General features: G+C 73.9%; 22 protein-coding genes. 6 read left to right on the top strand and 16 right to left on the bottom strand.

Annotated elements, in window-relative coordinates; translation table 11 throughout:
• Positions 1-125 precede the first annotated feature (125 nt).
• On the top strand, positions 126-986 hold the full coding sequence (locus AB0398_RS23290) for a 3-hydroxybutyryl-CoA dehydrogenase (protein ID WP_366377541.1): 861 nt from the start codon (positions 126-128) through the stop codon (positions 984-986).
• 102 nt (positions 987-1,088) lie between these two features.
• Here AB0398_RS23290 and AB0398_RS23285 read toward each other — a convergent pair whose 3' ends face one another.
• The 10 genes from AB0398_RS23285 to infC form a co-directional block, all read right to left on the bottom strand.
• Positions 1,089-1,619 (bottom strand): NUDIX hydrolase, encoded by a 531-nt coding sequence (locus AB0398_RS23285; RefSeq protein WP_053649196.1) that lies wholly within the window; start codon positions 1,617-1,619, stop codon positions 1,089-1,091.
• 122 nt (positions 1,620-1,741) lie between these two features.
• Positions 1,742-3,082, bottom strand: coding sequence for a transcriptional regulator (locus AB0398_RS23280; RefSeq protein ID WP_366377540.1), 1,341 nt, complete (start codon positions 3,080-3,082; stop codon positions 1,742-1,744).
• 370 nt (positions 3,083-3,452) lie between these two features.
• A complete protein-coding gene (locus tag AB0398_RS23275; protein WP_366377539.1) occupies positions 3,453-4,520 on the bottom strand; it encodes a PP2C family protein-serine/threonine phosphatase in 1,068 nt (355 codons plus the stop codon).
• Between the two features lie 331 nt (positions 4,521-4,851).
• A complete protein-coding gene (gene pheT / locus AB0398_RS23270) occupies positions 4,852-7,380 on the bottom strand; it encodes a phenylalanine--tRNA ligase subunit beta (RefSeq protein WP_366377538.1) in 2,529 nt (842 codons plus the stop codon).
• The gene (gene pheS, locus AB0398_RS23265) at positions 7,380-8,507 is read right to left on the bottom strand and encodes a phenylalanine--tRNA ligase subunit alpha (RefSeq protein WP_366377537.1); all 1,128 of its coding nucleotides are present in this window, start codon (positions 8,505-8,507) and stop codon (positions 7,380-7,382) included. The genes pheT and pheS overlap by 1 nt, the downstream gene beginning before the upstream one ends.
• A 157-nt stretch (positions 8,508-8,664) precedes the next feature.
• On the bottom strand, positions 8,665-9,822 hold the full coding sequence (locus tag AB0398_RS23260; protein WP_366377536.1) for an ATP-binding protein: 1,158 nt from the start codon (positions 9,820-9,822) through the stop codon (positions 8,665-8,667).
• 93 nt (positions 9,823-9,915) lie between these two features.
• A complete protein-coding gene (locus AB0398_RS23255; protein ID WP_366377535.1) occupies positions 9,916-10,755 on the bottom strand; it encodes an RNA methyltransferase in 840 nt (279 codons plus the stop codon).
• A gap of 178 nt (positions 10,756-10,933) precedes the next feature.
• Positions 10,934-11,320 (bottom strand): 50S ribosomal protein L20, encoded by a 387-nt coding sequence (rplT, locus tag AB0398_RS23250; RefSeq protein ID WP_019884941.1) that lies wholly within the window; start codon positions 11,318-11,320, stop codon positions 10,934-10,936.
• Between the two features lie 106 nt (positions 11,321-11,426).
• On the bottom strand, positions 11,427-11,621 hold the full coding sequence (gene rpmI, locus AB0398_RS23245; RefSeq protein WP_015032399.1) for a 50S ribosomal protein L35: 195 nt from the start codon (positions 11,619-11,621) through the stop codon (positions 11,427-11,429).
• Positions 11,622-11,744: 123 nt separating this feature from the next.
• A complete protein-coding gene (gene infC / locus AB0398_RS23240; protein WP_366377534.1) occupies positions 11,745-12,422 on the bottom strand; it encodes a translation initiation factor IF-3 in 678 nt (225 codons plus the stop codon).
• Positions 12,423-12,752: 330 nt separating this feature from the next.
• Between infC and AB0398_RS23235 the strand changes: the two genes are divergently transcribed.
• Positions 12,753-13,130, top strand: a complete 378-nt coding sequence (locus tag AB0398_RS23235; protein ID WP_030214668.1) for a DUF1844 domain-containing protein — start codon at positions 12,753-12,755, stop codon at positions 13,128-13,130.
• A 62-nt stretch (positions 13,131-13,192) separates the two neighbouring features.
• On the opposite strand, the gene AB0398_RS23230 is transcribed toward AB0398_RS23235, so the two are convergent.
• Genes AB0398_RS23230 through AB0398_RS23220 form a run of 3 tightly spaced genes read right to left on the bottom strand, consistent with a single transcriptional unit; the run spans position 13,193 to position 16,101 of the window.
• Positions 13,193-13,939, bottom strand: coding sequence for an SseB family protein (locus AB0398_RS23230; RefSeq protein ID WP_366377533.1), 747 nt, complete (start codon positions 13,937-13,939; stop codon positions 13,193-13,195).
• Positions 13,940-13,984: 45 nt separating this feature from the next.
• The gene (mycP, locus tag AB0398_RS23225; RefSeq protein WP_366377532.1) at positions 13,985-15,166 is read right to left on the bottom strand and encodes a type VII secretion-associated serine protease mycosin; all 1,182 of its coding nucleotides are present in this window, start codon (positions 15,164-15,166) and stop codon (positions 13,985-13,987) included.
• Positions 15,163-16,101, bottom strand: a complete 939-nt coding sequence (locus AB0398_RS23220) for a hypothetical protein (protein WP_366377531.1) — start codon at positions 16,099-16,101, stop codon at positions 15,163-15,165. The genes mycP and AB0398_RS23220 overlap by 4 nt, the downstream gene beginning before the upstream one ends.
• Positions 16,102-17,163: 1,062 nt before the next feature.
• Between AB0398_RS23220 and AB0398_RS23215 the strand changes: the two genes are divergently transcribed.
• On the top strand, positions 17,164-18,366 hold the full coding sequence (locus tag AB0398_RS23215) for an amino acid deaminase/aldolase (RefSeq protein WP_366377530.1): 1,203 nt from the start codon (positions 17,164-17,166) through the stop codon (positions 18,364-18,366).
• An 85-nt stretch (positions 18,367-18,451) separates the two neighbouring features.
• Here AB0398_RS23215 and AB0398_RS23210 read toward each other — a convergent pair whose 3' ends face one another.
• Genes AB0398_RS23210 through AB0398_RS23200 form a run of 3 tightly spaced genes read right to left on the bottom strand, consistent with a single transcriptional unit; the run spans position 18,452 to position 21,971 of the window.
• Entirely contained in the window at positions 18,452-19,237 is a 786-nt protein-coding gene (locus AB0398_RS23210) for a 3-oxoacyl-ACP reductase (protein ID WP_366377529.1), read from the bottom strand.
• On the bottom strand, positions 19,234-20,598 hold the full coding sequence (locus tag AB0398_RS23205) for an aldehyde dehydrogenase family protein (protein ID WP_366377528.1): 1,365 nt from the start codon (positions 20,596-20,598) through the stop codon (positions 19,234-19,236). The genes AB0398_RS23210 and AB0398_RS23205 overlap by 4 nt, the downstream gene beginning before the upstream one ends.
• An 8-nt stretch (positions 20,599-20,606) precedes the next feature.
• Positions 20,607-21,971, bottom strand: coding sequence for a glutamine synthetase family protein (locus AB0398_RS23200; protein ID WP_366377527.1), 1,365 nt, complete (start codon positions 21,969-21,971; stop codon positions 20,607-20,609).
• 89 nt (positions 21,972-22,060) lie between these two features.
• Between AB0398_RS23200 and AB0398_RS23195 the strand changes: the two genes are divergently transcribed.
• From AB0398_RS23195 to AB0398_RS23185, 3 genes are all read left to right on the top strand, one after another.
• A complete protein-coding gene (locus AB0398_RS23195; protein ID WP_366377525.1) occupies positions 22,061-22,789 on the top strand; it encodes an FCD domain-containing protein in 729 nt (242 codons plus the stop codon).
• 149 nt (positions 22,790-22,938) lie between these two features.
• Positions 22,939-24,402: an ethanolamine permease gene (gene eat / locus AB0398_RS23190; protein WP_366377524.1), complete on the top strand. Its 1,464-nt coding sequence runs from the start codon at positions 22,939-22,941 to the stop codon at positions 24,400-24,402.
• 30 nt (positions 24,403-24,432) lie between these two features.
• Positions 24,433-25,128, top strand: coding sequence for a gamma-glutamyl-gamma-aminobutyrate hydrolase family protein (locus AB0398_RS23185; protein ID WP_366377523.1), 696 nt, complete (start codon positions 24,433-24,435; stop codon positions 25,126-25,128).
• Positions 25,129-25,208: the final 80 nt, after the last annotated feature.

Below are 25,208 nucleotides of genomic sequence, written 5' to 3'. Positions count from 1 at the left end.
GCCCACGCCCCGGGCGATCGATCATCGGTTAATGAGCGGTAACGTCGTGGGATCGAGGCGGACGCACCGGAAACGCACGGGCCCGCCGCCGGCAGAAGAGCGAAAGGCACGAGGTGACGGACTCCATGGCCGACATTGAGCGCGTCGGAGTGGTGGGCTGCGGCCAGATGGGCGCGGGCATCGCGGAGGTGTGTGCCCGGAGCGGCCTCGACGTGAGGGTCGCCGAGACCACCGGCGAGGCGCTGGAGATCGGCCGCACCCGGCTCTACAACTCGCTGGCGAAGGCCGCCGAGCGCGGCAAGATCAGCGAGGAGGAGCGGGACTCGACGCTCGCGCGCCTCAGCTTCACCACCGACCTCGGCGAGTTCGCCGACCGCGACCTCGTCATCGAGGCCGTGGTGGAGAACGAGCAGGTCAAGACCGAGATCTTCCAGATCCTCGACCAGGTGATGACCCGGCCGGACGCCATCCTGGCCTCGAACACCTCCTCCATCCCGCTGGTGAAGCTGGCCGTGGCGACCTCCCGCCCCGACCAGGTCATCGGCATCCACTTCTTCAACCCGGCCCCGGTGCAGAAGCTCGTCGAGCTGATCCCGGCCCTCACCACCTCCGAGGGCACGATCAGCCGGGCCCAGGCCTTCGCCGAGAAGACGCTCGGCAAGCACGCGATCCGCGCCCAGGACCGCTCCGGCTTCGTGGTGAACGCGCTGCTCGTGCCGTACCTGCTCTCCGCGATCCGGATGTTCGAGTCGGGCATCGCGAGCCGCGAGGACATCGACAACGGCATGGAGTTCGGCTGCGCCCACCCGATGGGCCCGCTGAAGCTGTCCGACCTGATCGGCCTGGACACGATCGCCTCGATCGCCGACTCGATGTACGCGGAGTTCAAGGAGCCGCTGTACGCCGCTCCCCCGCTGCTCCAGCGCATGGTGGACGCGGGCCGGCTCGGCCGGAAGACGGGCTCGGGCTTCTACCCGTACCCCTGACACCCGCCCTCACAGACCACTCTCCGCACCACCCGGACGGCCCGTACTCCCGCACAGGTACGGGCCGTCCGGCCTTTCCCCGGCCTCCCGGCCGCCCCCGGCTCAGCCGAGGCGCAGGTGGTGGAGCATCAGCAGCCCGGCGGCCATGTTGGCGGCCGGGACCTCGCCCCGGGCGATCATGTCGGGGATCTGCTTCAGCGGGATCCAGGCCCGCCGTGAGGACTCGAAGGCGTCCTCGGGCGGCCCGGTGTAGGTGGCCCGCTCCGCCCAGTAGAGGTGGTGGCGGGCGTCGGTGAGGCCGTTGGACGGCTCGACGGTGAGGAGGTGGCGCAGCGGCCCCGGCCGCCAGCCGGTCTCCTCCTCCATCTCGCGGGCGGCGGCGGACTCGACGTCCTCGCCGTCCTCGACCACGCCGGCGGCCAGTTCCCAGCCCCAGCTGTCGGTGATGAAGCGGTGGCGCCAGAGCATCAGGACTTCGTCGGCCTCGTTGACGGCGGTCGCGACGGCGACCGGACGGAGCCGGATCAGATAGTGGTCCAGGTGGCGGCCGTCCGGGAGTTCGACGTCCGCGAGGTTCACTCGGAACCAACGGTTCTCATAGACAGAGCGTTCGCTCAGTTTCGTCCACTGCACGTTCTTGCCACCTTCCGACTGATCGGTGCTTGTTCGGTGGCAATATCGCAGCACTATGCAGGCCGAAGGGGATCAGAGAAGATCGGACAGGACCGAAGGGGATCAGGAAAGACCAGAACAGGTCAGAGGGGAACGCGCAGCGCCCCGTCGATGAGGTCCGCCGCCTCCCGCGCGTCCTCCGCGCCGCTCGCGAGCAGGCGCTCCCGCACCTCCCGCAGCCGGTCCCGCAGCCGTCGCGAGTCCATCCCGCGCGCCAGCTCCGTCATCTCCACGGCCGTGTGCGCCGCCCCGTCGGCCTCCCCCCGCCGGAGCTGGACCTGGCACAGCATGGCGAGCCGGTGCACCCGCCCCCGGTCGTGCGAGGGCGCCCCGACCGCCGCCGAGGCGTGCTCGTGGGCCGCCGGGAGGTCGCCCAGACCGAGCAGGGCCTCCGCGATCTGCACGTTGACGAGCCCCGGCTGCACGTAGCCCGTCTCGGCCGGCTCCGCGCCCGGACTGATCCGCTCCGCCGCCGCCTCGGCCCGCCGGATGCAGGCGAGCGCGGTCGCGCGGTCGCCCAGGTGCGCGTACGCCTTCGCCTGCATCGCCGTCAGGTCGGCGGCGAGCGCCGGGGTGATGTGGGGTCCGGCCGCCCGCAGCGCCGCCTCCGCGAACGCCACCGCCTGCCGGTGCTCCCCCGTGAACAGCGACTGGTTGACCAGGAGCGCGATCACGTACGCGCCGAGCCCCCGGTCCCCGCTCGCCTTCGCGAGCCGCAGCGCCTGGTGGAAGTAGCGCTGGGCCAGGCCGTGCGCGTCGGCGTCGTAGGCGCAGATCCCGGCCACCGCCACCAGGCCGCCGGCGGCGCGGTGCAGCCGCCGCCCGAGGGCGTCGCCGTACGTGCCCCGGAGCAGCGGCGCCGTCCCGGCGGTGAGGAAGCCGACGATCCGGGCCCGGGTCGCGATGCCCCCGGCCTTGCGGTACATCTGCTCGTAGTGGGACCGGGCGGCGACCAGGACGGCGATGTCGGCGGCCGAGACCGCGGTCTGGCCGGTGCGGGAGACGTCCGTGTCCTCCGGCGGGTTCTCCCACTCCCACACGGGGATCACCGCGGGGGTGCCGGTCAGGGCGGGGGCGGTGACGACGTGCGCCCGCTGCTGCTCGTCGGAGCGCCAGAGGGCGGCGGCCCGCTCGACGAAGCCGGAGAGCGGCGAACCGGACGCCGGGGGCGGGCCGCCCGGCACTCCGAGGCCGATGTCGTCCAGGGTCACCTGCCGGTGCAGCCGGGCGGCGAGCACCTCGCAGATCAGGTCGGGCACCTGACCGCGCGGCCGCTGGCCCTTCAACCAGCGGGCCACGGCGGTGTGTTCGTAGCGCAGGGTGAGTCCCCTGGCCCGGCCGGCCCGGTTCACCCGGGTGGCGAGGCCGGCGTGCGAGACGCCCGCTTCGTCGAGCAGGGCGTCGAGCAAGGTGTTGGGCTGCATGGCCGCTCCGGTCCGCTCGGTGAACTCAGCGTAGCGGTGGCCGATTTCGTATGGGGCGAAGTGGCGCGGAGTGGCCCCGTACGAGGGGAATCGCGTGCACGAGGTGTACGCGCGGAGGAGCGTGGAGGTCTCCGGCGGAGGTCTCCCGCGAGGATTTCGCACGGGGTGTGAACGAAGCACCCGTTCTCGCGGCCCGCGTGCTCTGCCGCGCCCGTCCCGGCCCCGGTTGACTGTGCTTCTCGCCGCAAGGCGACGACCGGGCCGCCGGCTCCCCCTCGTACAGTGCGGCCGCCCGGTCCGCGTCGCCCGCCCCGCTGATCTGCCCGACACTCCGTGGCGGGGCGGGCGGCGCCGGCACCGGCCCCTCCTCTCAACAGTGGGAGGAGGGGGCGGGCCGGGGGCGGCGCAGCCCGGGTTCGGCGGGCTGCGCCGGCACCCTGGCACGGTCGTTCCGCACGACGAGGAGCGCGACGTCGTCGGCGAGCCGGCCGCCCGTGTGGTGCAGCAGCTCCGCGTGGACCCGGCGGACGAGCGCCGCGGGCGCCTCGCCGGGCGGCCCGGTGAGGGCGGCGTCGAGCGCGAAGAACCGGCCCCGGTGGTCCCGGGCCTCCTCCGCACCGTCGGTGTGCAGGACGAGGGTCTCGCCGGGCAGCAGCCGGGCCGCCGTGTACGGCGCGAGGCCGGCGGGCAGCGGCAGCACCCCGAGCGGGGGCAGCGGGTCCCCCACGGGAAGGCGCCGCGCCTTCCGGCCGAGGCGGTACGGGCCGGGGTGGCCGCAGTTGAACGCGGAGAGCCGCCCGTCGGGCCCGATCTCCAGGAGCAGCAGGGTCACGAACTCCTCCGCCGCGGGGTGTTCGGGGTCGGTCCCGGCCCGCGCCGGGTGCTCGTCCCGGGCCCGCTCCCGCAGATGCCGTTCGAGCGCCCGCTCCAACCGCCTCAGCACTCCGGCGAGTTCGGGCTCGTCGTGGGCAGCCTCGCGGAAGCTGCCGAGCACCGCGACCACCGCGCCGAGCGCGGCGAGCCCGTGGCCCCGGACGTCCCCGACGACGATCCGCACCCCGTGGGGGGTGGCCACCGCCTCGTACAGGTCACCGCCGACGGACGCGCCCCGGGAGGCGGAGAGCTGCCCGGCGGCCAGGGTCAGCCCTTCGAGACGGCACGGCGGCGGTCGCAGCAGCACCCGCTGGGTGGCGGCCGCGACGGCCCGCGCCCGGGCCAGCTCCCGTATGAGCCCGCGCCGGACGCCGAGGACGAGACCGATGCCGACGGAGAGGAAGACGGCGCTGGTGACGATCCGTAGCGGCAGCCCCGGCTCCCTGGCCGGCGGACAGGCGAACCGCCACGCCACGGCCACCGCGCCCCAGGCGGCGGGAAGAGCGAGCGGGGCCAGCCGGCGGAGCCGGGAGCCATCGGAGTCCAACGACCTCGTACGGATCATGCACGGCCCTTCCCGAGCCCCGACGGCACCCGAAGGCGCCGCGGCACGCAGGTCCGCCCCTGCGGCCGCGTCGATTCTCCCGACCGCACCGGCCCCGGCGGAACACCCCCCGACGATCTCACCCGAAGGAGTGAGCACCCCCGGCGCGCCGCGCTGCGCCAGGGGCGCGCCATCGGCACGGACGCGCGAGGCTCGTGAAGGTGTGCGCACTTCGGGAACAGAGCGCTGCTCTTACAAAGCGGATGTCCACGGCTCCGGAAAACGGCGGAGGGCCGCCCCGGAGAAGGTCTCCGGGGCGGCCCTCCTGGTACCGCCGGGTGCCGCCGTGCGGTCAGGCGCCGCGCAGGACGGCGCCGGTGCGCTCGGTGGCCAGGGCGACGGCCGCGTCGCGGGCCGCGGAGGCCTCGTCGACCGTCAGGGTGCGGTCCTGGGCGCGGAACTTCAGGGCGTACGCCAGGGACTTGGTGCCCTCGCCGAGCTGGTCGCCGGTGTAGACGTCGAACAGCCGGATGGACTCCAGGAGTTCGCCCGCGCCCTCGCGCAGGGCGGCCTCGACCGCGGCGGCCGGGACGCCGTCGGCGACGACCAGGGCGACGTCCTGGGTGGCGACCGGGAAGGAGGAGATCCGGGGGGCCCTGAGGGGGCCCTCGGACGCCGCCTCGACCAGGTCGAGGTCGAGCTCCATCGCGCTGGTCCGGGCCGGCAGGCCGAAGGCCTTCACGACGCGCGGGTGCAGCTCGCCCGCGTAGCCCGCCGTGCGCTCCTCGCCGTCGACGACGACGAGCAGCTCGGCGCAGCGGCCCGGGTGCCACGGGCCGTACTGGCCCTGGCGCACGATCAGTTCGGCACCGGCCTCGCGGGCGACCGCGCGGGCGGCCTCGACCGCGTCCGCCCAGTCGGACGGACGGGCCTTGCCCCACCAGCCGGCCTGCTCGCGCGCGCCGGCGAGGACGACGGCGGCGTGCCGGGGCTGCGCGGGCAGGGCCGCGTTGACCTCGGCGATCTCCTCGTCCGTGGGGCGCCGGTCGACGCCGAGGCGGACGGCGACGCCCGGACGCTCGCCGGCCAGGAAGACCAGGCCGGTCTCGAAGAGCGCCAGGTCGTGGCTGCCGCGGCTGTCGTTGCGGCGCAGCGCACCGAGCAGGCCCGGGAGCAGCGTCGTACGGAGCGCGGGCTCCTCGTCGGAGAGCGGGTTGACCAGCTTCACGACGCGGCGGGAGACGTCGTCCGCGTCCAGGCCGAGCTGGTCGAAGACCTGCTCGCCGAGGAACGGGTAGTTCAGCGCCTCGACGTAGCCGGCGCCGGCCAGGGCGCGGCCCACGCGGCGGTGGACGCGCTGGCGCTCGGTGAGCCCGCGGCCGGCCGGGGGCCTGGGCAGCGTGGAGGGCAGGTTCTCGTAGCCCTCCAGGCGGATGACCTCTTCGGCCAGGTCGTTCGGCTCGTTGAGGTCGGGCCGCCACGAGGGGACGGTGACGATCAGCTCGTCCTGGCCGTAGACGTCGCAGCCGACCTCCTGGAGGCGGCGGACGACGGTCTCGCGGCCGTAGGCGACGCCCGCGACCTTGTCCGGGTGGTCCGCCGGGACGACGATCGTCCGGGGCGCGGACGGGGCGACGACCTCGGTGACGCCGGCCTCGGCCGTGCCGCCCGCGAGCAGCACGAGCAGGTCGACGGTGCGCTGCGCGGCGGCGGCGGCGGCCTGCGGGTCGACGCCGCGCTCGAAGCGCTTGGACGCCTCGGAGGACAGCTTGTGGCGGCGGGCCGTGCGGGCGATCGAGATCGCGTCGAAGTGCGCGGCCTCGATGACGACCTCGGAGGTGCCGGTGACGACGCCGGTCTCCGGGTCGGTGACCGGGTCGGCGATCTCCGTGTTGGCGCCGCCCATGACGCCCGCGATGCCGATCGGGCCGCGGTTGTCGGTGATGACCAGGTCCGCGGCGTCCAGGACGCGCACGGTGCCGTCGAGGGTGGTGATCTTCTCGCCGGCCTCGGCGCGGCGGACCCCGATGGGTCCGTCGAGCCGGGTGCGGTCGTAGGCGTGGAGCGGCTGGCCGAGCTCCAGCATCACGTAGTTGGTGACGTCGACGGCCAGCGAGATCGGGCGCATGCCGGCCTTCTGGAGGCGGCGCTGGAGCCAGATCGGGGAGCGGGCCTCGGGGGCCAGGCCGACGACGGTGCGCGCGGTGAAGCGGTCGCAGCCGATCGGGTCGGTGATCTGGACCGGGTGGCCGTACGAGTTCGGCGCGGGCACGTCGAGCAGCGCCGGGTCGCGCAGCGGCAGGCCGTAGGCGGTGGCCGTCTCACGGGCGACGCCGCGCATCGAGAGGCAGTAGCCGCGGTCCGGGGTGACGGCGATGTCGAGGACCTCGTCGAACAGCTCCAGGAGGACCGTGGCGTCGGTGCCGATCTCGTGCTCCGGCGGCAGCACGATGATGCCGTGCGAGCCGTCGTCGCCCATGCCGAGCTCGTCGCCGGAGCAGATCATGCCCCGGGAGACGCGGCCGTACGTCTTGCGCTCGGCGATCCGGAAGTCGCCGGGGAGGACGGCGCCGGGCAGGGCCACGACGACCTTGTCGCCCTCGGCGAAGTTCCGGGCGCCGCAGATGATCTCCTGGGGCTCGCCGGTGCCGTTGGCCCGGCCGACGTCGACGGTGCAGAAGCGGATGGGCTTCTTGAACTCCGTCAGCTCCTCGATGGTGAGGACCCTGCCGACCACCAGCGGGCCGGTCAGGCCGACGCCGAGCCGCTCGACGGTCTCGACCTCCAGGCCTGCCGAAACGAGTTTGGCCTGGACGTCTCGGCCGGTCTCCGTCGCCGGCAGGTCGACGTACTCCCGCAGCCAAGAAAGCGGGACCCGCATCAGATCTCCATCCCGAACGGCCGGGTGAACCGGACGTCACCCTCGACCATGTCTCGCATGTCTTCGACGTTGTGGCGGAACATCAGCATCCGCTCGATGCCGAACCCGAAGGCGAATCCGCTGTACTTCTCGGGGTCCACGCCGCAGGCGACGAGCACCTTCGGGTTGACCATGCCGCAGCCGCCGAGCTCGATCCAGCCCTCGCTGCCGCAGGTGCGGCAGGGGCGGTCCGGGTTGCCGACGGACTCGCCGCGGCAGACGTAGCAGAGCATGTCCATCTCGGCGGACGGCTCAGTGAACGGGAAGAAGTTCGGGCGCAGCCGGGTCTTCATGTCCGGGCCGAAGAGCGCCTGGACCATGTGGTCGAGGGTGCCCTTGAGGTCGGCCATGGTGAGGCCCTCGTCGACGGCGAGCAGCTCGATCTGGTGGAAGACCGGGGTGTGCGTGGCGTCGAGCTCGTCGGTGCGGTAGACGCGGCCGGGGCACACGACGTAGACCGGGGGCTCCCGGTCGATGAGCGTGCGGGCCTGCACCGGGGAGGTGTGGGTGCGCAGGACGACGCCGGACTCGTCGCCGGTGGTGCCTTCCGGCCCCTCGACGAAGAAGGTGTCCTGCATCTGGCGCGCCGGATGGTCCGGGACGAAGTTGAGGGCGTCGAAGTTGAACCACTCCGCCTCGACCTCGGGACCCTCCGCGATCTCGTACCCCATGGAGACGAAGACGTCGGAGACGCGCTCCATGAGGGTGGTCAGCGGGTGGCGGGCGCCGGCCGGGACGCGGTCGTACGGCAGGGTGACGTCGACGGCCTCCTCGACGAGGACGCGGGCGTCGCGCTCGGCCTCCAGCTCGCCCTGGCGGGCGGCGAGGGCCTTGGAGACGACGCCGCGGGCCTGGCCCACGAGCTTGCCCGCGGCGGCCTTGGCCTGCGGGGGCAGGGCGCCGATCTCCCGGTTGGCGAGCGCCAGCGGCGAGGTGCCACCGGTGTGGGCGGTCTTCGCGTGCGCGAGCGCGTCGAGGTCGCCCGCGGCGGCGAAGGCGGCGAGCGCCTCGTCCCGCATGCGCTCGATCTCTTCCGGTTTCAGTGCCTCGACCTCAACCGGGTCGTACGACTTATTGGGTGCGGACATCTCTTCCCGTGCTTCCGTTGGCTTGGCTGGGCGGCCCCGCTCGACGTCAAGGGCGCAAACGTGCCAAAGGTCGAGTCTAACGGGGTGGGGGGACGCGAATGAGCCCGTGGGCGGGCCGGACGGCTCCTGATCGTCTCCGGTCTCGCGGGGCGAGACGTCAGAGGAGGTGGGCCGGGGTGCCGACGGGCAGGATAAATCGGAACTCGGCCCCGCCGCGGGGGCCGCGTCCGACGGTGATGGTTCCGCCGTGGGCCTCGACGACGCCCTTGACGATGTAGAGGCCGAGTCCGGTGCCGCCGCGCTTGCTGCCCCGCCAGAAGCGGGTGAAGACGCGGTTCATGGACTCCTCGGGGATGCCGGGTCCCTCGTCGCTCACGGTGACCTCCGTCCCCTCTTCTCCGTCGTCGCCCCCCGTGGTGGGTGCCACCTCGATGGTGACGGTTCCCTCGCCGTGGCGCACCGCGTTTTCGAGGAGGTTGCCGAGGATCTGGTCGATCTTGTCGGGATCGGCCCAGAGCGGGGGCAGCTGCGGCCTGATCCGTACGAAGAAGCGGTCCGGGGACTGGCCGCCGGTGGTGTGGGCGTGGACGTGCCGGCCGACGGCCGCCGCGATGTCGACGGGCTGGCGGCGGACCTCCAGGCGGCCGGAGTCGATCCGGGAGATGTCGAGGAGTTCGGCGATGAGCCGCTTGATGCGGCCGGCGTCGGCGTCGACGGTCTCCAGCATCAGCCGCTTCTGCTCGTCGGTGAACCGCTCCCACTTGTGGAGGAGGGTGGCGGTGAAGCCCTTGACGGAGGTGAGCGGGGAGCGGAGCTCGTGGGCGACGGTGGCGATGAGCTCGGCGTGGCTGCGCTCGGTGCGGCGGCGGGCCTCGGTGCCGCGCAGGGAGACGACGACCCGGCTGACGGGGCCCATGGGGTGCTCGCGGACGTAGCGGGCGGAGACGAGGACCTCCCGGCCGCCGGGGAGCAGCAGGTTGCGCTCGGGCTGCCCGCTGCGGGTGGCGAGTCCGCCGTACGGGTCGGTCAGCGGCCACCAGCGGCGGCCCTTGAGGTCCTCCAGGGGCAGCGCCAGGTCGAGGGGGAGGCCGAGGGCCCGGTCGGCGGGGACGGCGGTGATGCGGGCGGCGGCGGCGTTGAAGCAGACGACGCGGCCGGTCCCGTCGGCGACGACGAGCCCGTCGGGCAGGTCGTCGGGCAGCAGGCCGGCGAAGCCGGCGTCGGTACGGGCCGCGGTGCCCGCGGGCTCGGCCCGTTCCGGGGCGCGCGGGCCGTCGCTCCGTGCCTGTGCGGGACTGTCCGTGCCGGCCGTCATCCCCGTACCCCACCCCTCCGTGTAGCGCAGTGGGCCACCCGAGTGCGCCACTCTACTGGGCGGGCGGGGCGGAACGGCCCCTTCCGGGTTCTCTCAGGCGGAGGGCCGGGGGCGCTGGGCGCGCGCGGAGGCGTACAGGCAGACCGCGGCGGCGGTGGCGAGGTTGAGGCTCTCGGCCTTGCCGTGGATCGGGACGCGGACGACGGCGTCGGCGAGGGCCCGGGTCTCCTCGGGCAGCCCCCAGGCCTCGTTGCCGAAGATCCAGGCGGTGGGCCCGCCCATGGTGCCGGAGTCCAGCTCGTCGTCGAGGTCGTCCCGCCCGGCCCCGTCGGCGGCGAGGATCCGCACGCCCGCGGCCTTGAGTCCGGCGACGGCCTGCTCGACGGGGACGCCGACGGCCACCGGCAGGTGGAAGAGCGAACCGACGGAGGCGCGCACGGACTTGGGGTTGTAGAGGTCGACGGAGGCGTCGGTGAGGACGACGGCGTCGGCGCCGGCCGCGTCGGCGCAGCGCAGCACGGTGCCGGCGTTCCCGGGGTCGCGCACGTGGGCGAGGACGGCGACCAGCTTGGGGCGGGCCGCGACGATCTCCTCGAACGGCGAGTCGAGGAACCGGCAGACGCCGACGAGCCCCTGCGGGGTGACGGTCTGGGAGACCTCGGCGAGGACGGCGTCGGGGGCGTGGTGGACGCGGGCCCCGGCGGCGCGGGCCGCGTCGACGATGGCGGCGTAGCGCTCGGCGGCCTCGACGGTGGTGAAGAGCTCGACGAGGGTGGGCTCCCCGTCGGGTCCCCGGTGCTCGACGGCCTCGCGGACGGCCTGGGGGCCCTCGGCGATGAAGAGGCGGTCCTTGCCCCGGAAGTTGCGCTTGGCGAGCCGCCGGGCGGCGACGACGCGCGGGGAACGCGGGGAGATCAGCTCGGGGGTGACCATGGCGTGCGGCGGTTCTCTCTTCGGGGCCGGGGGCTGCGGGGGCCGGGTGCGGTCGCGCTCCGGTGCGGCACGGGGTGCGGGTGCGGCGCGGGCCGGGTGGTTCAGGGGGCCGACGCACCCGGACCCGCAGGCGCGTGAGCGTCTGCGGGTCCGGGCGGAGGTACTGCGGCCTGGAAGATCAGGCGGCGGCCTTCGGGGCGTTGACGTCGGCCGGGAGGGCCTTCTGCGCGACCTCGACCAGCGCGGCGAACGCGTTGGCGTCGTTGACGGCCAGCTCGGCGAGGATCTTGCGGTCCACCTCGATGTTGGCGGCCTTCAGACCCTGGATGAGGCGGTTGTACGTCATGCCGTTCAGGCGGGCAGCGGCGTTGATGCGCTGGATCCACAGCTGACGGAAGTCGCCCTTGCGCTTCTTGCGGTCGTTGTAGTTGTAGACCAGCGAGTGGGTGACCTGCTCCTTGGCCTTGCGGTACAGGCGCGAACGCTGACCGCGGTAGCCGGAGGCCTGCTCGAGGATCGCCCGGCGCTTCTTGTGGGCGTTGACTGCCCGCTTGACGCGTGCCACTTGTTAACTCCTTGTAGCGGGGTCGTGGTTGGACTCACACGACCCGAAAAACGAATGGGTCCCGGACCTGGCCGGTGGCCCTCGTCGCCGAGGGCGGATGATCAGATCAGATGCCCAGCATCTTCTTGATCTTGGCCGCGTCGCCCGGGGCCATCTCCGCGTTGCCGGTGAGGCGACGGGTCAGCTTGGACGACTTGTGCTCGAGCAGGTGGCGCTTGCCGGCGCGCTCGCGCAGGATCTTGCCGGAGCCGGTGACCTTGAAGCGCTTCTTGGCACCGGAGTGCGTCTTGTTCTTCGGCATCGCGCCGTATCTCCTCGTCAGTGGCGCTCCCCCCGGTGCGGACACCGGACGTCCGGGAGCGTCAATTCTTTGTTCGGTGGGTCCGGGCGGGGCCCGGGGCCGCCTGGGTGGCAGCCCCTCGGGTCACGCCTCGGGGGTCTCGGCCGGAGCCTCGGCGACCGGGGCCTCGGGTGCCGGAGCCTCGGACGTCTCCTCGGCGGTGACGCCCTGGCGCTCGGCCTTGCGTGCGGCCTGGGCCTCACGCGCCTCGGCCATGGCCTCGGTCTTCTTCTTGTGCGGACCGAGAACCATGATCATGTTCCGGCCGTCCTGCTTGGGGTTGGACTCGATGAAGCCAAGCTCCTCGACGTCCGACGCCAGCCGCTGCAGCAGCCGGAAGCCGAGCTCGGGGCGGGACTGCTCACGACCACGGAACATGATCGTGATCTTGACCTTGTCGCCCTGCTTGAGGAACCGAACGACGTGACCCTTCTTGGTGTCGTAGTCGTGCGGGTCGATCTTCGGCCGGAGCTTCATCTCCTTGATGACCGTGTGCGCCTGGTTCTTGCGCGCCTCACGGGCCTTCATGGCCGACTCGTACTTGAACTTCCCGTAGTCCATGAGCTTGCACACGGGCGGACGGGCGTTCGCCGCGACCTCGACCAGGTCGAGGTCGTACTCCTGTGCGAGCTCCAGGGCCTTGGCAAGCGGAACAATCCCGACCTGCTCGCCGCTGGGTCCGACAAGTCGCACCTCGGGAACGCGAATCCTGTCGTTGATGCGGGGCTCGGCGCTGATGGATCCTCCTCGGTAGCACCACACGACCGCCTGGCGGACGGACGCGCAACGTCTGTTTATGAGACCAACCGAGCCGGTACATCAAAAATGCCCCGGACGGGACACAGGCGGGGCTCCATGGAAATACCGGAGCACCGCCGCGGTCAACCGCGGGGCGCACATCGGGCGGCTCCATCGTCCGTACGGAACGATGGGGGCCACCTGACCGGTGACCTGCCACCCGTGAGGGCGGTCAGGTGGGAGTACGGAGCCTCCACTTGTGGGCTGGGCACACACGTGTCCAGCCGGTCGTTACACAAGGTTAGCAGGACCCGCCGGTCTCCGCTAACCGGAGACCGGCATATCGTGTGGGGCATGAGCGAGACGCCCCAGAACGAGTCCCCCGACTCCTCCGACACCCCCGACTTCGAGGCCATGACCCGCGACATCGCCGAGGTCCCGGCGGTCGAGGTTATCGTGACCGTCGCCGTCAACCTGATGAGCGCCGCCGCGGTGAAGCTCGGCCTCACCGAGGAGGGCGACAAGCACAAGGACCTCGACGAGGCCCGCAAGCTGGTGCACGCGCTCGCGGGCCTGCTCGACGCCGGCGCGACGGAGGTCTCCTCCTTCCACGCCGCGCCCCTGCGGGACGGCCTGAAGTCCCTCCAGCTCGCCTTCCGCGAGGCCTCCCTGATCCCGGACGAGCCGGGCCAAGGTCCGGGCGAGAAGTACACGGGGCCGGTGTACGGCTAGGACCCGCCACGGGGGTACGGGGGTCGTCCCCGGAAGAGAACAGCCACGGGGCCGGTGTACGGCTAGACGTTCTTCTGGACGTTCTTCACGTAGAAGGGCTCGCCCGGAGGCGTGGCCGAGGCAGGCAGGAGTGCCAGGTCGAGGCCCCGCACCAGGCGGGCCCTCAGTGTCTCGTCGGCGGCCAGGGCGCGCGCCACGCTCCGGGCGGCCTCCGCCGGGGAGGCGTCCCCGGCGAGGACCAGGGCGAGGGTCCCGTCGGCGGCGCCGGGGCCCAGGTGGGCCCGGAGCACGGCGGGCTCGGCGGCGACGGCGGCCCGGACCGCCTCCCGCACGGCGGGGTCGTCGAGCGGGTCGGCACTGGCGCGGCCCTCGGCGAGGGCGAGCAGGGCCGGCCCGGTGACCTGGTACGGCACGGGGCCCGCGAGGTCGAGGAGGAGCGTGTCCGCCTTCTCGTGCGCGACGGCCTGGAGCGCCTGGTGCAGCGGGACGGCCACGGGCCGGGCCTCGGGGTCCCAGAGGGCGAGCGAGGCGGTCGAGGTGAAGGCGGGCAGGGCCCGCCGGTCACCGGCCGTGAGGGTCGGGACCGCCATGTCGCTGGTCTTCTCGCGGCGCAGGCCGTTCTCGTCGGTCTCGACCTCGCCGAGGACGGCGACCACGGGGACGAGCAGCCGGGCCTCCCGCAGCGCTTCGAGGACGGGGCCGTGGGCGGCTCTGTCCTCCGCCCAGGCCGCGAGGGCCGCGGTGAGCCGCGGGTCGGCGGTGCCGTCGTCGTCGGAGAAACCGGGGTCCGGGATGTTCTTGAGCGCCACGCCCCGAGCCTAGTCCCCGGGCCCGCGGGTCCGGCCCGCCGGGTGTCAGCCGGAGCGGTGGGCGCGCCGCAGCACCACGGCGGTGAGGAGCAGCAGGGCGCCGAGGCCGCCGAGGAGCGGGGCGAGCAGGCCGAAGGGGCGGGGCTCCTCGGCGGGGGCGGTGGGGCCGGGGCCGAAGTGGCTGCCCCGGTAGCCGGCGGCGGTGTTCTTCGGGTCGCCGCCCTTCAGACGGGCGCCCGCCTCGATCGCCGCGGCCGGGTCGACCGTCCCGTACCCCTTGGCATCGCTGCGGCCCTCCTTCGGCCGGCTGCGCGCGGTGTCGATGAGGAGGGTCTTGATCTGGGCCGGGGTGAGGTCGGGGTGGGCGGCCCGGACGAGGGCGACGGCTCCCGAGACGAACGCGGCGGCGGCGCTGGTGCCCCAGCCCTCGTAGTAGCGCCGGTCGGGGTCGGCGATGACGATGTCGACGCCGGGGGCGCTGACGGTGGCGTACCAGCGGCGGGTGGAGAAGGAGGCGCGGGTCCCGTAGCGGTCGACGGCCGTGACGGCGATGACGCCGGGGTAGGCGGCGGGGTACGAGACGTGGTCGCCCTTCTCGCCGCCGTTCCCGGCGGAGGCGACGACGGCGACCCCCTTGGACAGGGCGTACTGGACGGCGGCGTCCTCGCCCGCGTCGGGGTGGGCGGACTCGGAGTCGTCGCCGAGGGAGAGGTTGATGACGTCGGCGCCGTGGTCGGCGGCCCAGCGGATGCCCTGGGCGAGGGCGGTGCCGCGGCTCTTGCGGGCCTTGTCGCGGGCCTTGTCGGAGGACTCCAGGATGACCCGTACGGGCAGGATCCCGGCCTCGGGGGCGATGCCGAGGACGCCGTCCCGGCCGTCGGGTCCGTGGCCGTGTCCGGCGATGATCCCGGCCATGGCGGTGCCGTGCCGGGCCCAGGCGCGGTCGCCCCGTTCGGCGCCGAAGCCGATGAGGTCGTGTCCGGGCAGGACGGAGCCTTCGAGGTCGGGGTGGTCGGCGTCGACGCCGGTGTCGAGGACGGCGACGGTGACGCCCTCGCCCTTGGTGGTGCGCCAGGCGTCGGCGGTGTGGAGGGCTTCGAGGCCCCACTGGCGGGCCCGGATGGTGTCGGCGTGCGCGGGCGCGGTGGTGGCGGGCAGGACGGAGAAGGCGGCGGCGAGCAGGACGGCCGCGCCGCCGCGTGCGCGCCGGCGGACGGATCGGTTCACCGGGTCTTCTCCTGGGCCGCCGTGACAGCGGTCGTGCGCAGCAGGCGTTCCAGGCGCTCGGTGATGCCCCTGGCCTCGTGGCCGAGGCCGGACTGGGCGACGGCGTCGGTACGGCCCTTGGCCATGGCCCGGTCGGCGGGCTGGGGGGCGTCGACGGTCCGGCCGTCGGCGAAGCCGGAGACGGCGGTGACGACGACGGGGAGGTCGGCGGGAGCGCTGGTCCACCAGCTCGCGCGCTGCCGGTCGCCGAAGCGGGCGGCGACGGTGGAGGGGCCGGAGAGGGCCGGGGGGACGTCCTGGCCGAGGCGGGCGGTGAGGCCCTGGCCGAGGGTGCGCTGCGCGGTGGCGTCGGCGCGGGTGAAGACGAGGCCCACGGTGATCACGCTGCTGGCGGTGGCGTCGGTGTACGTGGCGCGCAGGACGCGTTCGCAGCCGAGCGGCTCGACAGTGGCGAGCAGGCCCTTGGCGAGGACGGCGGGCGAGCAGGCGGCGTCCGGGGCGACGACGATCCGGGTCCAGGTGCGGGCGGCGGCGCCGGGGCCCGCGCCGGGGCCCGCGAGGGTGCGGGGGAAGAGGGTGTCGACGGGAGCGTTGTGCCAGAGGTCCCCGGCCTCGGCGTATTCGACGGGTTCGGCGGGCCTGCCCGGCTCGGAGGCCGCCAGCCAGACCCCGGCGAGGGCGCCGCCGATGAGCCCGAGGCCGAGCACGGCACAGGCGGCGACCGCGGCCGTCCGCCCGGCGCTCCGCCGCTCCCGGACGGGCCGCAGCCGGGTGGTGGTCTCGACGGGCGCCTCGGGCGGCAGGGCGTAGCCGGTGGGGCGACCGGGGGTACGGCCGTACGGCGACGGTGCCGGTGCCGGCGGCGCCGACGGGGGCGCGAAGGCGGTGGGGGCGGTCGGGCGGGCCGGGGTGGGCGCCCCCGCCCCCGGAAGCACCGGCCCCGGCGAGGGCCGGGACGTCGCGGGCCGGTGGGGCGCGACCGGTCCGGGGGCCGGACGTGCCGGGGCGGACGTCGGACGTGCCGGGGCGGATGCCGGACGTGCCGGGGCCGGGAACGCGGACGACGGGCCGGGCCGCTCGGCGGGCCGGGGCGGGGCGGGCTGCCCGGGCGCCGGGCGGGTGGACCGTACGGACGCGGAAGGCGCCGACGACGGGCGGGGCGGGACGGCCCGGGGGCCCGGCAGGGGCATGCGGTCCGTGGGGCGGATCGGACGGAGGCGGGCCGTCGTCTCGACGGCGGGCGGGTCGGTGTCGACGGGCGCCGGTCGGCGGGGGGCGGCGGGAGCGGCTGTGGGCGTTCCCGGACGGGCCTCGGGGGCCCCGGCCGGTCCGTCCGGCGTCGCCGAGCGGGCTGCGGCGGGGTTTCCGGCCGTGTCGTATGTCACGGGGCGGTTCACAGCGGCCCCGGTCGTGTCGTACGTCACGGGGCGGGTCACGGTGGTCCCGGCCGGATCCGGCGGCGCCGGACGGGTCGCGGCGGCGGGGGCCGACGGCACGGGGTGGCCGGAAGCGGCGGTGTTCGGGGGTGCCGGACGACCGGAAGCGCCGGTGTTCGGGGGCGCCGGATGGGCGGGCGCGGCCGTGCTCGGAGGTGCCGGGCGGGTGGACGCGGCTGTGCTCGAAGGCGCCGGACGACCGGAAGCGCCGGTATTCGGAGGCGCCAGACGACCGGAAGCGCCGGTATTCGGAGGCGCCGGATGGGCGGACGCGGCCGTGTTCAGAGGCTCCGCGCGGCCGGGTGCGGCCGTGCTCGGGGGCTCCGGGCGGGCAGGCTCGGCCGGGCTCTGAGGCTCCGGGCGGCCGGGCTCGGTCGTCTTCGGAGGCGTCCGGTGGGGCGGGAGGAGGAGTTCGGTGATGCGGGAGGACGTGGGGCGGTGCTCGCTGGTCATCCCCGTCCCCCGCTCGTGTCGACAATGCCCGTCACTCTACGGGCTGTTCCCCGCCCCGCGGGAACTCAGGGGCTACCCACCCGTAAACCCGTCTGGCAAGCTCGGGCCATGACTCCCCGTGCCGGCGACCGCGCCCGTTACGACCGGGCCACCGCTCACCTCGACGCGCCCGTGGCGATCGTCGACCTCGAAGCCTTCGACGCCAACGCGGCGGACCTCGTGCGCCGGGCCGGGGGGAAGCCCATACGCGTGGCGAGCAAGTCCGTGCGGTGCCGGGCGCTCCTGGAGCGGGCGCTCGCCCGGGAGGGCTTCGCCGGGATCATGTCGTTCACGCTCGAAGAGTCGCTGTGGCTGGCCCGTGCCGGGTTCGAGGACGTCCTGCTCGCGTACCCGTCGGCGGACCGTTCCGGGTTCGGAGAGCTGGCGCGGGACCCGAAGCTGGCCGCCGCCGTGACGGTGATGGTGGACGACGTGGCGCAGCTCGACCTGATCGACGCCTCCCGCGCGGGCGGGACGGAGGAGGTCCGGGTCTGCCTGGAGCTGGACACGGCGCTCAGCCTGCTCAGCGGCCGGATCCGGATCGGCGCCCGCCGCTCCCCGCTGCGCGAACCCGCCGAGCTGGCGGAGCTGGCCCGCTCGGTGGTGCGGCGGCCGGGGTTCCGGCTGGTCGGGATCATGGCGTACGAGGGGCACGTCGCGGGGGTCGGGGACGCGGTCGCGGGCCGGCCGCTGCGGTCGCGGGCGATCCGGCTGATGCAGTCCGCCGCCCGCAGGGAGCTGGCGGAGCGCAGGGCGGCCGTGGTGCGGGCCGTGCGGGCGGTGGCGCCGGACCTGGAGTTCGTGAACGGCGGCGGCACCGGCAGCGTGCAGCACACGGCCGCCGAGGACGCGGTGACGGAGATCGCCGCCGGTTCGGGGTTCTTCGTGCCGCGCCTCTTCGACCACTACACGTCCTTCAGCGGCCGGCCCGCCGCGCTCTTCGCGCACCCGGTGGTCCGGCGGCCGGGCGTGGGCGTGGTGACCGTGCTCGGCGGCGGCTACCCGGCCTCCGGGGCGGCGGGCCCGGACCGGCTGCCCGTGCCGTACCTGCCGGAGGGGCTGCGGTACGACCCGCAGGAGGGGGCGGGCGAGGTGCAGACCCCGCTGCTCGGCTCGCCGGCCGACGACCTGCGGATCGGCGACAAGGTGTGGTTCCGGCACGCGAAGGCCGGCGAGATGTGCGAGCGGTTCGAGAACCTGCACCTGGTGGAGGGCGACCGGATCACGGCGACCGTGCCGACGTACCGGGGCGAGGGCCGCACCTTCCTCTAGGACCTCCGGGACCGACAGAACCTCCGGGACCGATGCGGGAACGGCCGGGCGTCACGGGACGCCCGGCCGTTCGCGTGGGCGGGGCCTACAGCGGGGTCACGTACGCGCCCGCGATGCCGCCGTCCACGAGGAAGTCGGTGGCGTTGACGAAGGAGGAGTCGTCGCTGGCGAGGAAGGCGACGGCGGCGGCGATCTCGTCGGCTTCGGCGAAGCGGCCGACGGGGATGTGGACGAGGCGGCGCGCGGCCCGCTCGGGGTCCTTGGCGAACAGCTCCTGGAGGAGCGGGGTGTTGACGGGTCCCGGGCAGAGCGCGTTGACGCGGATGCCCTCGCGGGCGAACTGGACGCCCAGCTCGCGGGACATGGCGAGCACGCCGCCCTTGGACGCGGTGTAGGAGATCTGGCTGGTGGCGGCGCCCATGATCGCGACGAAGGAGGCGGTGTTGATGATGGAGCCCCGGCCCTGGCGGCGCATGTAGGGCAGGGCGGCCTTGCAGCAGAGGTAGACGGAGGTGAGGTTGACGTCCTGGACGCGCTTCCAGGCCTCCAGGCCGGTCTCCAGGATGGAGTCGTCGTCGGGCGGCGAGATGCCGGCGTTGTTGAAGGCGATGTCCACGGAGCCGTACGTGTCGAAGGCCGTCCTGAACAGCGCCTCCACCTGCTCGGGGTCGGTGACGTCGACCCGTACGAAGGTGCCGCCGACCTCCTCGGCGGCGGCCTTGCCTGCGGTCTCGTCGATGTCGCCGCAGACGACGTTCGCGCCCTCGGAGGCGAGGCGGCGGGCGGTGGCAAGGCCGATGCCGCTGCCGGCGCCGGTGATGACGGCGGTGCGGCCGACGAGCCTGCGGCAGATGATCTCTTCGGTGGTCATGCGGTTCGGGCCTCCGTGCTGATGAAGACGTTCTTGGTTTCGGTGAAGGCGGTCAGGGCGTCGGGGCCGAGTTCGCGGCCGAGGCCGGACTGCTGGTAGCCGCCGAACGGGGTCCAGTAGCGGACGCTGGAGTGGGAGTTGACGGAGAGGTTGCCGGCGCGGACGGCGCGGGAGACGCGCAGGGCGCGGCCGACGTCCCGGGTCCAGATCGAGCCGGACAGGCCGTACTCGGTGGCGTTGGCGAGGCGGACCGCGTCGGCCTCGTCCTCGAAGGGGAGGACGACGGCGACGGGTCCGAAGACCTCGTCGACGGCGCAGGGGGCGTCCTCGGGCAGGCCGGTGAGGACGGTCGGCGGGAACCAGAAGCCGGGGCCCTCGGGCGCCTTGCCCCGGATGCCTTCGAGGTCGTCGGTGACGTAGGAGCGGACGCGGTCGAGCTGGGCGCGGGAGATCAGCGGGCCCATCTGGGTGCGCTCGTCGGCGGGGTCGCCGACGACGATCTCCTCGATCGCGGGGGCGAGCAGTTCCAGGAAGCGGTCGTACGCGCTCCGCTGGACGAGGATGCGGGTGCGGGCGCAGCAGTCCTGGCCGCTGTTGTCGAGGAAGGACATCGGGGCGGCGGCGGCGGCCGCTTCGAGGTCGGCGTCGGCGAAGACGATGTTGGGGCTCTTGCCGCCGAGTTCGAGGGTGACCCGCTTCACCCGGTCGGCGCACTTGGCCATGACGGCCTTGCCGACCCGGGTGGAGCCGGTGAAGACGATCTTGGCGACGCCGGGGTGTTCGACGAGGGCGTTCCCGGCGACCGGGCCGGTGCCGGGGAGGACCTGGAAGAGCCCTTCGGGCAGGCCCGCCTCCAGGGCGAGTTCGGCCAGACGGAGCGCGGTGAGCGGGGTGGTCTCGGCCGGCTTGAGGACGACGGCGTTGCCGGCGGCGAGGGCGGGCGCGGTGGCCCAGGCGGCGATCGGCATGGGGAAGTTCCAGGGCGCGATGACGCCGACGACCCCGAGGGGTTCGAGGATCGTGACGTCGAGGCCGCCGGCCACCGGGATCTGGCGCCCGTTGAGGCGTTCCACTCCCCCGGCGGAGAATTCGAGCAGGTCGCGGACGTTGCCGGCCTCCCAGCGGGCGTTGCCGATGGTGTGGCCCGCCTCGGTGACCTCCAACCGGGCCAGTTCCTCGACGTGTTCGTCGACGGCGGCGGCGAAGCGGCGCAGCAGCCGGGCGCGGTCGGCGGGCGCGGCGGCGGCCCAGCCGCGCTGGGCGGCGGCGGCCCGGGCGACGGCGGCGTCGACGTCGGCGGGGGTGGCGGCCGGGACGGTGGCGACCTCTTCCCCGGTCGCCGGGTTCAGTACCTGGAGCAACTCTTTCCTCACAAGCGTTCGAAGGAGCGGCGCAGTTCCCAGTCGGTCACCGCGGCGTCGAAGGCGTCGAGTTCGACGCGGGCCATGTTGCGGTAGTGGGAGACGACCTCGGGGCCGAAGGCGGCCTTGGCGATCTCGCTGGTCTCCCAGAGTTCGGCGGCCTCGCGCAGGGTGGTGGGGACGTGGGCGTAGTCGGCGGCGTAGGCGTTCCCCGTACAGGGCTCGGGCAGTTCGAGGCGCTGCTCGATGCCGTGGAGCCCCGCGGCGACCAGGCCGGCGACGGCGAGGTAGGGGTTGACGTCGCCGCCGGGGAGGCGGTTCTCGAAGCGGGTGGAGCGTCCGTGGCCGACGACCCGGAGGGAGCAGGTGCGGTTGTCGTGGCCCCAGGCGACGGCGGTGGGCGCGAAGGAGCCGGGCTGGAACCGCTTGTAGGAGTTGATGTTGGGGGCGTAGAGGAGGGAGAAGCCGCGGAGGGCGGCGAGCTGTCCGGCGAGGAAGTGCCGCATGGTCTCCGACATGCCGTGCTCGTCGCCCCCGGCCATCACGTTCTCCCCGGCGGCGTTCTGGAGGGAGAGGTGGATGTGGCAGGAGTTGCCCTCGCGTTCGTTGTACTTCGCCATGAAGGTGAGCGAGTAGCCCTCCTGCGCGGCGATCTCCTTGGCGCCCGTCTTGTAGACGGCGTGCCGGTCGCAGGTGACGAGGGCCTCGTCGTACTTGAAGGCGATCTCGTGCTGGCCGGGGTTGCACTCGCCCTTGGCGGACTCGACGGTGAGTCCGGCGGCGGTCATCTCGTTGCGGATGCGGCGCAGGAGGGGTTCGACGCGTCCGGTGCCGAGGACGGAGTAGTCGACGTTGTACTGGTTGACGGGGGTGAGGCCGCGGTAGTTCGCGTCCCAGGCCTGCTCGTAGCTGTCCTTGAAGACGATGAACTCCAGCTCGGTGCCGACGTGGGCGGTGAGCCCGTGTTCCGCGAGGCGTTCGAGCTGGCGGCGGAGGATCTGGCGGGGCGCGGCGGTGACGGGGCTGCCGTCGGCCCAGGCGAGGTCGGCCGTCACCATGGCGGTGGCCTCGTTCCAGGGGAGGCGCCGCAGGGTGGTGAGGTCGGGGTGCATGGCGAAGTCGCCGTAGCCGCGGTCCCAGGAGGACATCTCGTAGCCGTCGACGGTGTTCATCTCGGTGTCGACGGCCAGCAGGTAGTTGCAGCCCTCGGTGCCGTGTCCGAGGACGTCGTCCAGGAAGAACCGCGCGGCGAACCGCTTGCCCTGGAGCCTCCCCTGCATGTCGGGGAAGGCGAGGACTACGGTGTCGATCTCTCCGCTCGCGACGAGGGCGCGCAGCTCCTCGACGCGGAGCGGGGGTGTGCGGTCTGCCACGGGATTGCTCCTCCTTCGGCCTGCCGGGAGCCATAAGGTATTGCGGAAAACCATTGCTTGGGAAGTGCCGGCGGAAAGGAAACGAGAACGTGGCCAGTACGAGTGAATCGGCGGACCGGCTGACGCCCGTGCTGCGGCCGGTGCGGGCGGGCAATGGGTTCGAGGAGGCCCTGGAGCAGATTCTCCAGGTGGTGCGGCTCGGCCTGGTGCCGGACGGGGAGCGGCTGCCCGCCGAGCGGGAGCTGGCCGACCGGATGGGAATCAGCCGGGTGACCCTGCGCGAGGTCCTGAAGGTCCTCCAGGAGCAGGGGCTCGTGGAGAGCCGGCGCGGCCGGTACGGCGGGACGTTCGTGCTGCCCCGGGTCCGGACGGGCGACGAGGACGAGCTGCGCCGCCGGATCGCCTCGGTCGACGTGGAGGACACCCTGCGCTTCCGGGAGGTCCTGGAGGTGGGGGCCGCGGGCCTGTGCGCGGCCCACGGCCTGGACGCGGCGGGCGCCGGGCGGCTGCGGTCCGCCCTCGCGGCGACCCACGACGCCCCGCTCGGCGACTACCGGCGCCAGGACACCCTGCTCCACCTCACCCTTGCGGAGCTGTCCGGGTCGCCGAGTCTGACGGCTCGGTACGCGGCGGTCCGGGCGACGGTGAACGACCTGCTCGACTGCATCCCGCTGCTCGTGCGGAACCTGGAGCACTCCCAGCACCAGCACACCGCGCTCGTGGAGGCGGTCCTCGACGGGGACGCGGACGCGGCGCGCGAGGTGATGCGGGAGCACTGCGCGGGCACGGCGGCGCTGCTGCGGGGCTTCCTGACGTGAACGGGCCCGCGAGGGCCGGGGACCCGTGACCCGGCCCGGCAACCCGGCCCCGTAACCCGAAAGTAACGCACGGGGGTTGCGTTCCCGTCGGGGCGGCGCAAAGGTATGGCCTCAATCCATTGGGCCCGTTGCGGGGAGCTGACGCTGCCATGACGCTCGAAGACACGACCGGGAGCACGTCCGGGAAGACGCCCGGAGCCCCGCCGGAGGACGACTACCTGAAGCGGCGCGCGCTGCGCCGCGGCAGCGCCGGCTGGCTGCTGCTCACCGGCCTCGGCGTCGCCTACGTCGTCTCCGGGGACTTCTCCGGCTGGAACATCGGCCTGTCGAAGGGCGGCTTCGGCGGGCTCGCCGTCGCCACCGTCCTGATGGGCGCGATGTACGCCTGTCTGGTCTTCGCGCTCGCCGAGCTCTCCGCCATCCTGCCCACGGCGGGCGGCGGCTACGGCTTCGCCCGCCGGGCGCTCGGCACCTGGGGCGGCTTCCTCACCGGCACCGCGATCCTCATCGAGTACATCCTCGCCCCCGCCGCGATCTCCATCTTCATCGGCGACTACGTCGAGTCCCTGGGGCTCTTCGGCCTGGAGTCCGGCTGGCCGGTCTACCTGGTCTGCTTCGCGCTCTTCATCGGGATCCACCTGTGGGGCGTGGGCGAGGCGCTGCGGTTCAGCCTGGTCGTGACGGCGATCGCGGTCGCGGCCCTGGTCGTCTTCGCGGCCGGCGCGTTCACCGACTTCCACGTGGACGGCCTGAACGACATCCCGGTGGACGGCGAGGCCTTCGGCTCGAACTCCTGGCTGCCGTTCGGACTGCTCGGGATCTGGGCCGCGTTCCCCTTCGGCATGTGGTTCTTCCTCGGGGTCGAGGGGGTGCCGCTGGCCGCCGAGGAGGCGAAGGACCCGGTCCGCTCGATGCCGAAGGCGCTGGCGATCTCGCTCGGCGTCCTGGTGCTGCTCGCCGTCATGACCTTCTTCGCCGCCACCGGGGCGCGCGGCGCGGCCGCCGTCCAGGAGGCGGGGAACCCGCTGGTCGTGGCGCTCCAGGGCGACGGGGAGCCGACGGCGCTCAGCCGGTTCGTGAACTACGCGGGCCTGGCGGGTCTGGTCGCCTCCTTCTTCTCCCTCATCTACGCCGGCTCGCGCCAGCTCTTCGCCCTCTCCCGGGCGGGCTACCTGCCCCGCTTCCTCTCCCTGACCAGCCGCCGCAAGTCGCCCTACCTGGGGCTCCTCATCCCGGGCGCGATCGGCTTCGCCCTCGCGGCCGGGACCGGGAACGGGGCGCGGATGCTGAACATCGCGGTCTTCGGCGCCACCATCTCGTACGCCCTGATGGCGCTCTCGCACATCGTGCTGCGCCGCCGCGAGCCGCACCTGCACCGGCCGTACCGCACGCCCGGCGGGATCGCGACCTCGTCGACGGCCTTCGTCCTGGCCCTGTCGGCCCTGGTGGCGACCTTCCTGGTCGACCGGACGGCGGCGTTCATGGCGCTCGGGGTGTACGTGATCGCCCTCGCCTACTTCGCGTTCTACAGTCGGCACCACCTGGTCGCCAAGGCGCCCGAGGAGGAGTTCGCGGCGCTCGCCGCGGCCGAGGCCGAACTCGAACGCGGCTGACGCCGTCCCGATCTCTCTGGAGGAATCCTCGTGTCCGAGCCGCTCATCGGCGTGACCACCTATCTGGACCGGGCCCGCTGGGGGGTGTGGGACATGGAGGCGGCGCTGCTGCCCGCCCCGTACCCCCGGCTGGTGCGGGAGAGCGGGGGCATCGCGGTGATGCTCCCGCCGGACCGGCCGGCCGTCGCGGCGGCGGTCGTGGCCCGGCTCGACGGGCTCGTCGTCGCGGGCGGGGCGGACGTCGAGCCCGTGCGGTACGGGGCCGAGCCCGACCCCCGCACCGGTCCCCCGGCCAGGGAGCGGGACTCCTGGGAGCTGGCCCTGATCGACGCGGCCCTCACCTCCGGCACCCCGCTCCTGGGCATCTGCCGGGGGATGCAGCTCCTGAACGTGGCCCTCGGGGGGACGCTGGTCCAGCACCTGGACGGGCACGTGGAGGCGGTCGGGGTGATCGGCCGGCACAAGGTCGAGCCGGTGCCGGGCACCCGCTACGCCTCCCTGGTGCCGGAGACGGCCGAGGTCCCGGCCTACCACCACCAGGCCGTGGACCGGCTGGGCGCGGGACTCGCGGTCTCGGCCCGCGCGGAGGACGGCACGGTGGAGGCGGTGGAGCTGGCCGATCCGGTCTGGGCCCTCGGGGTGCAGTGGCACCCGGAGATGGGCGAGGACCGGCGCGTGATGCGGGGACTGATCGAGGCGGCGGCAGCGGCCGCGGTCCGGGTCTGAGGGAAGGGCCCGGCAAGGCAGCGGTCCGGGGCTCGGAGAAGGGCTCGGTCAGGCGGCGGCCCGGGTCCGGCGGAAGGGCC

Source organism: Streptomyces sp. NPDC086147 (assembly GCF_040702165.1).
Taxonomy (GTDB): Bacteria; Actinomycetota; Actinomycetes; order Streptomycetales; family Streptomycetaceae; genus Streptomyces.
The sequence above is the reverse complement of the archived record's forward strand: the minus strand, read 5'-3'. Positions and strand labels throughout refer to the sequence as shown.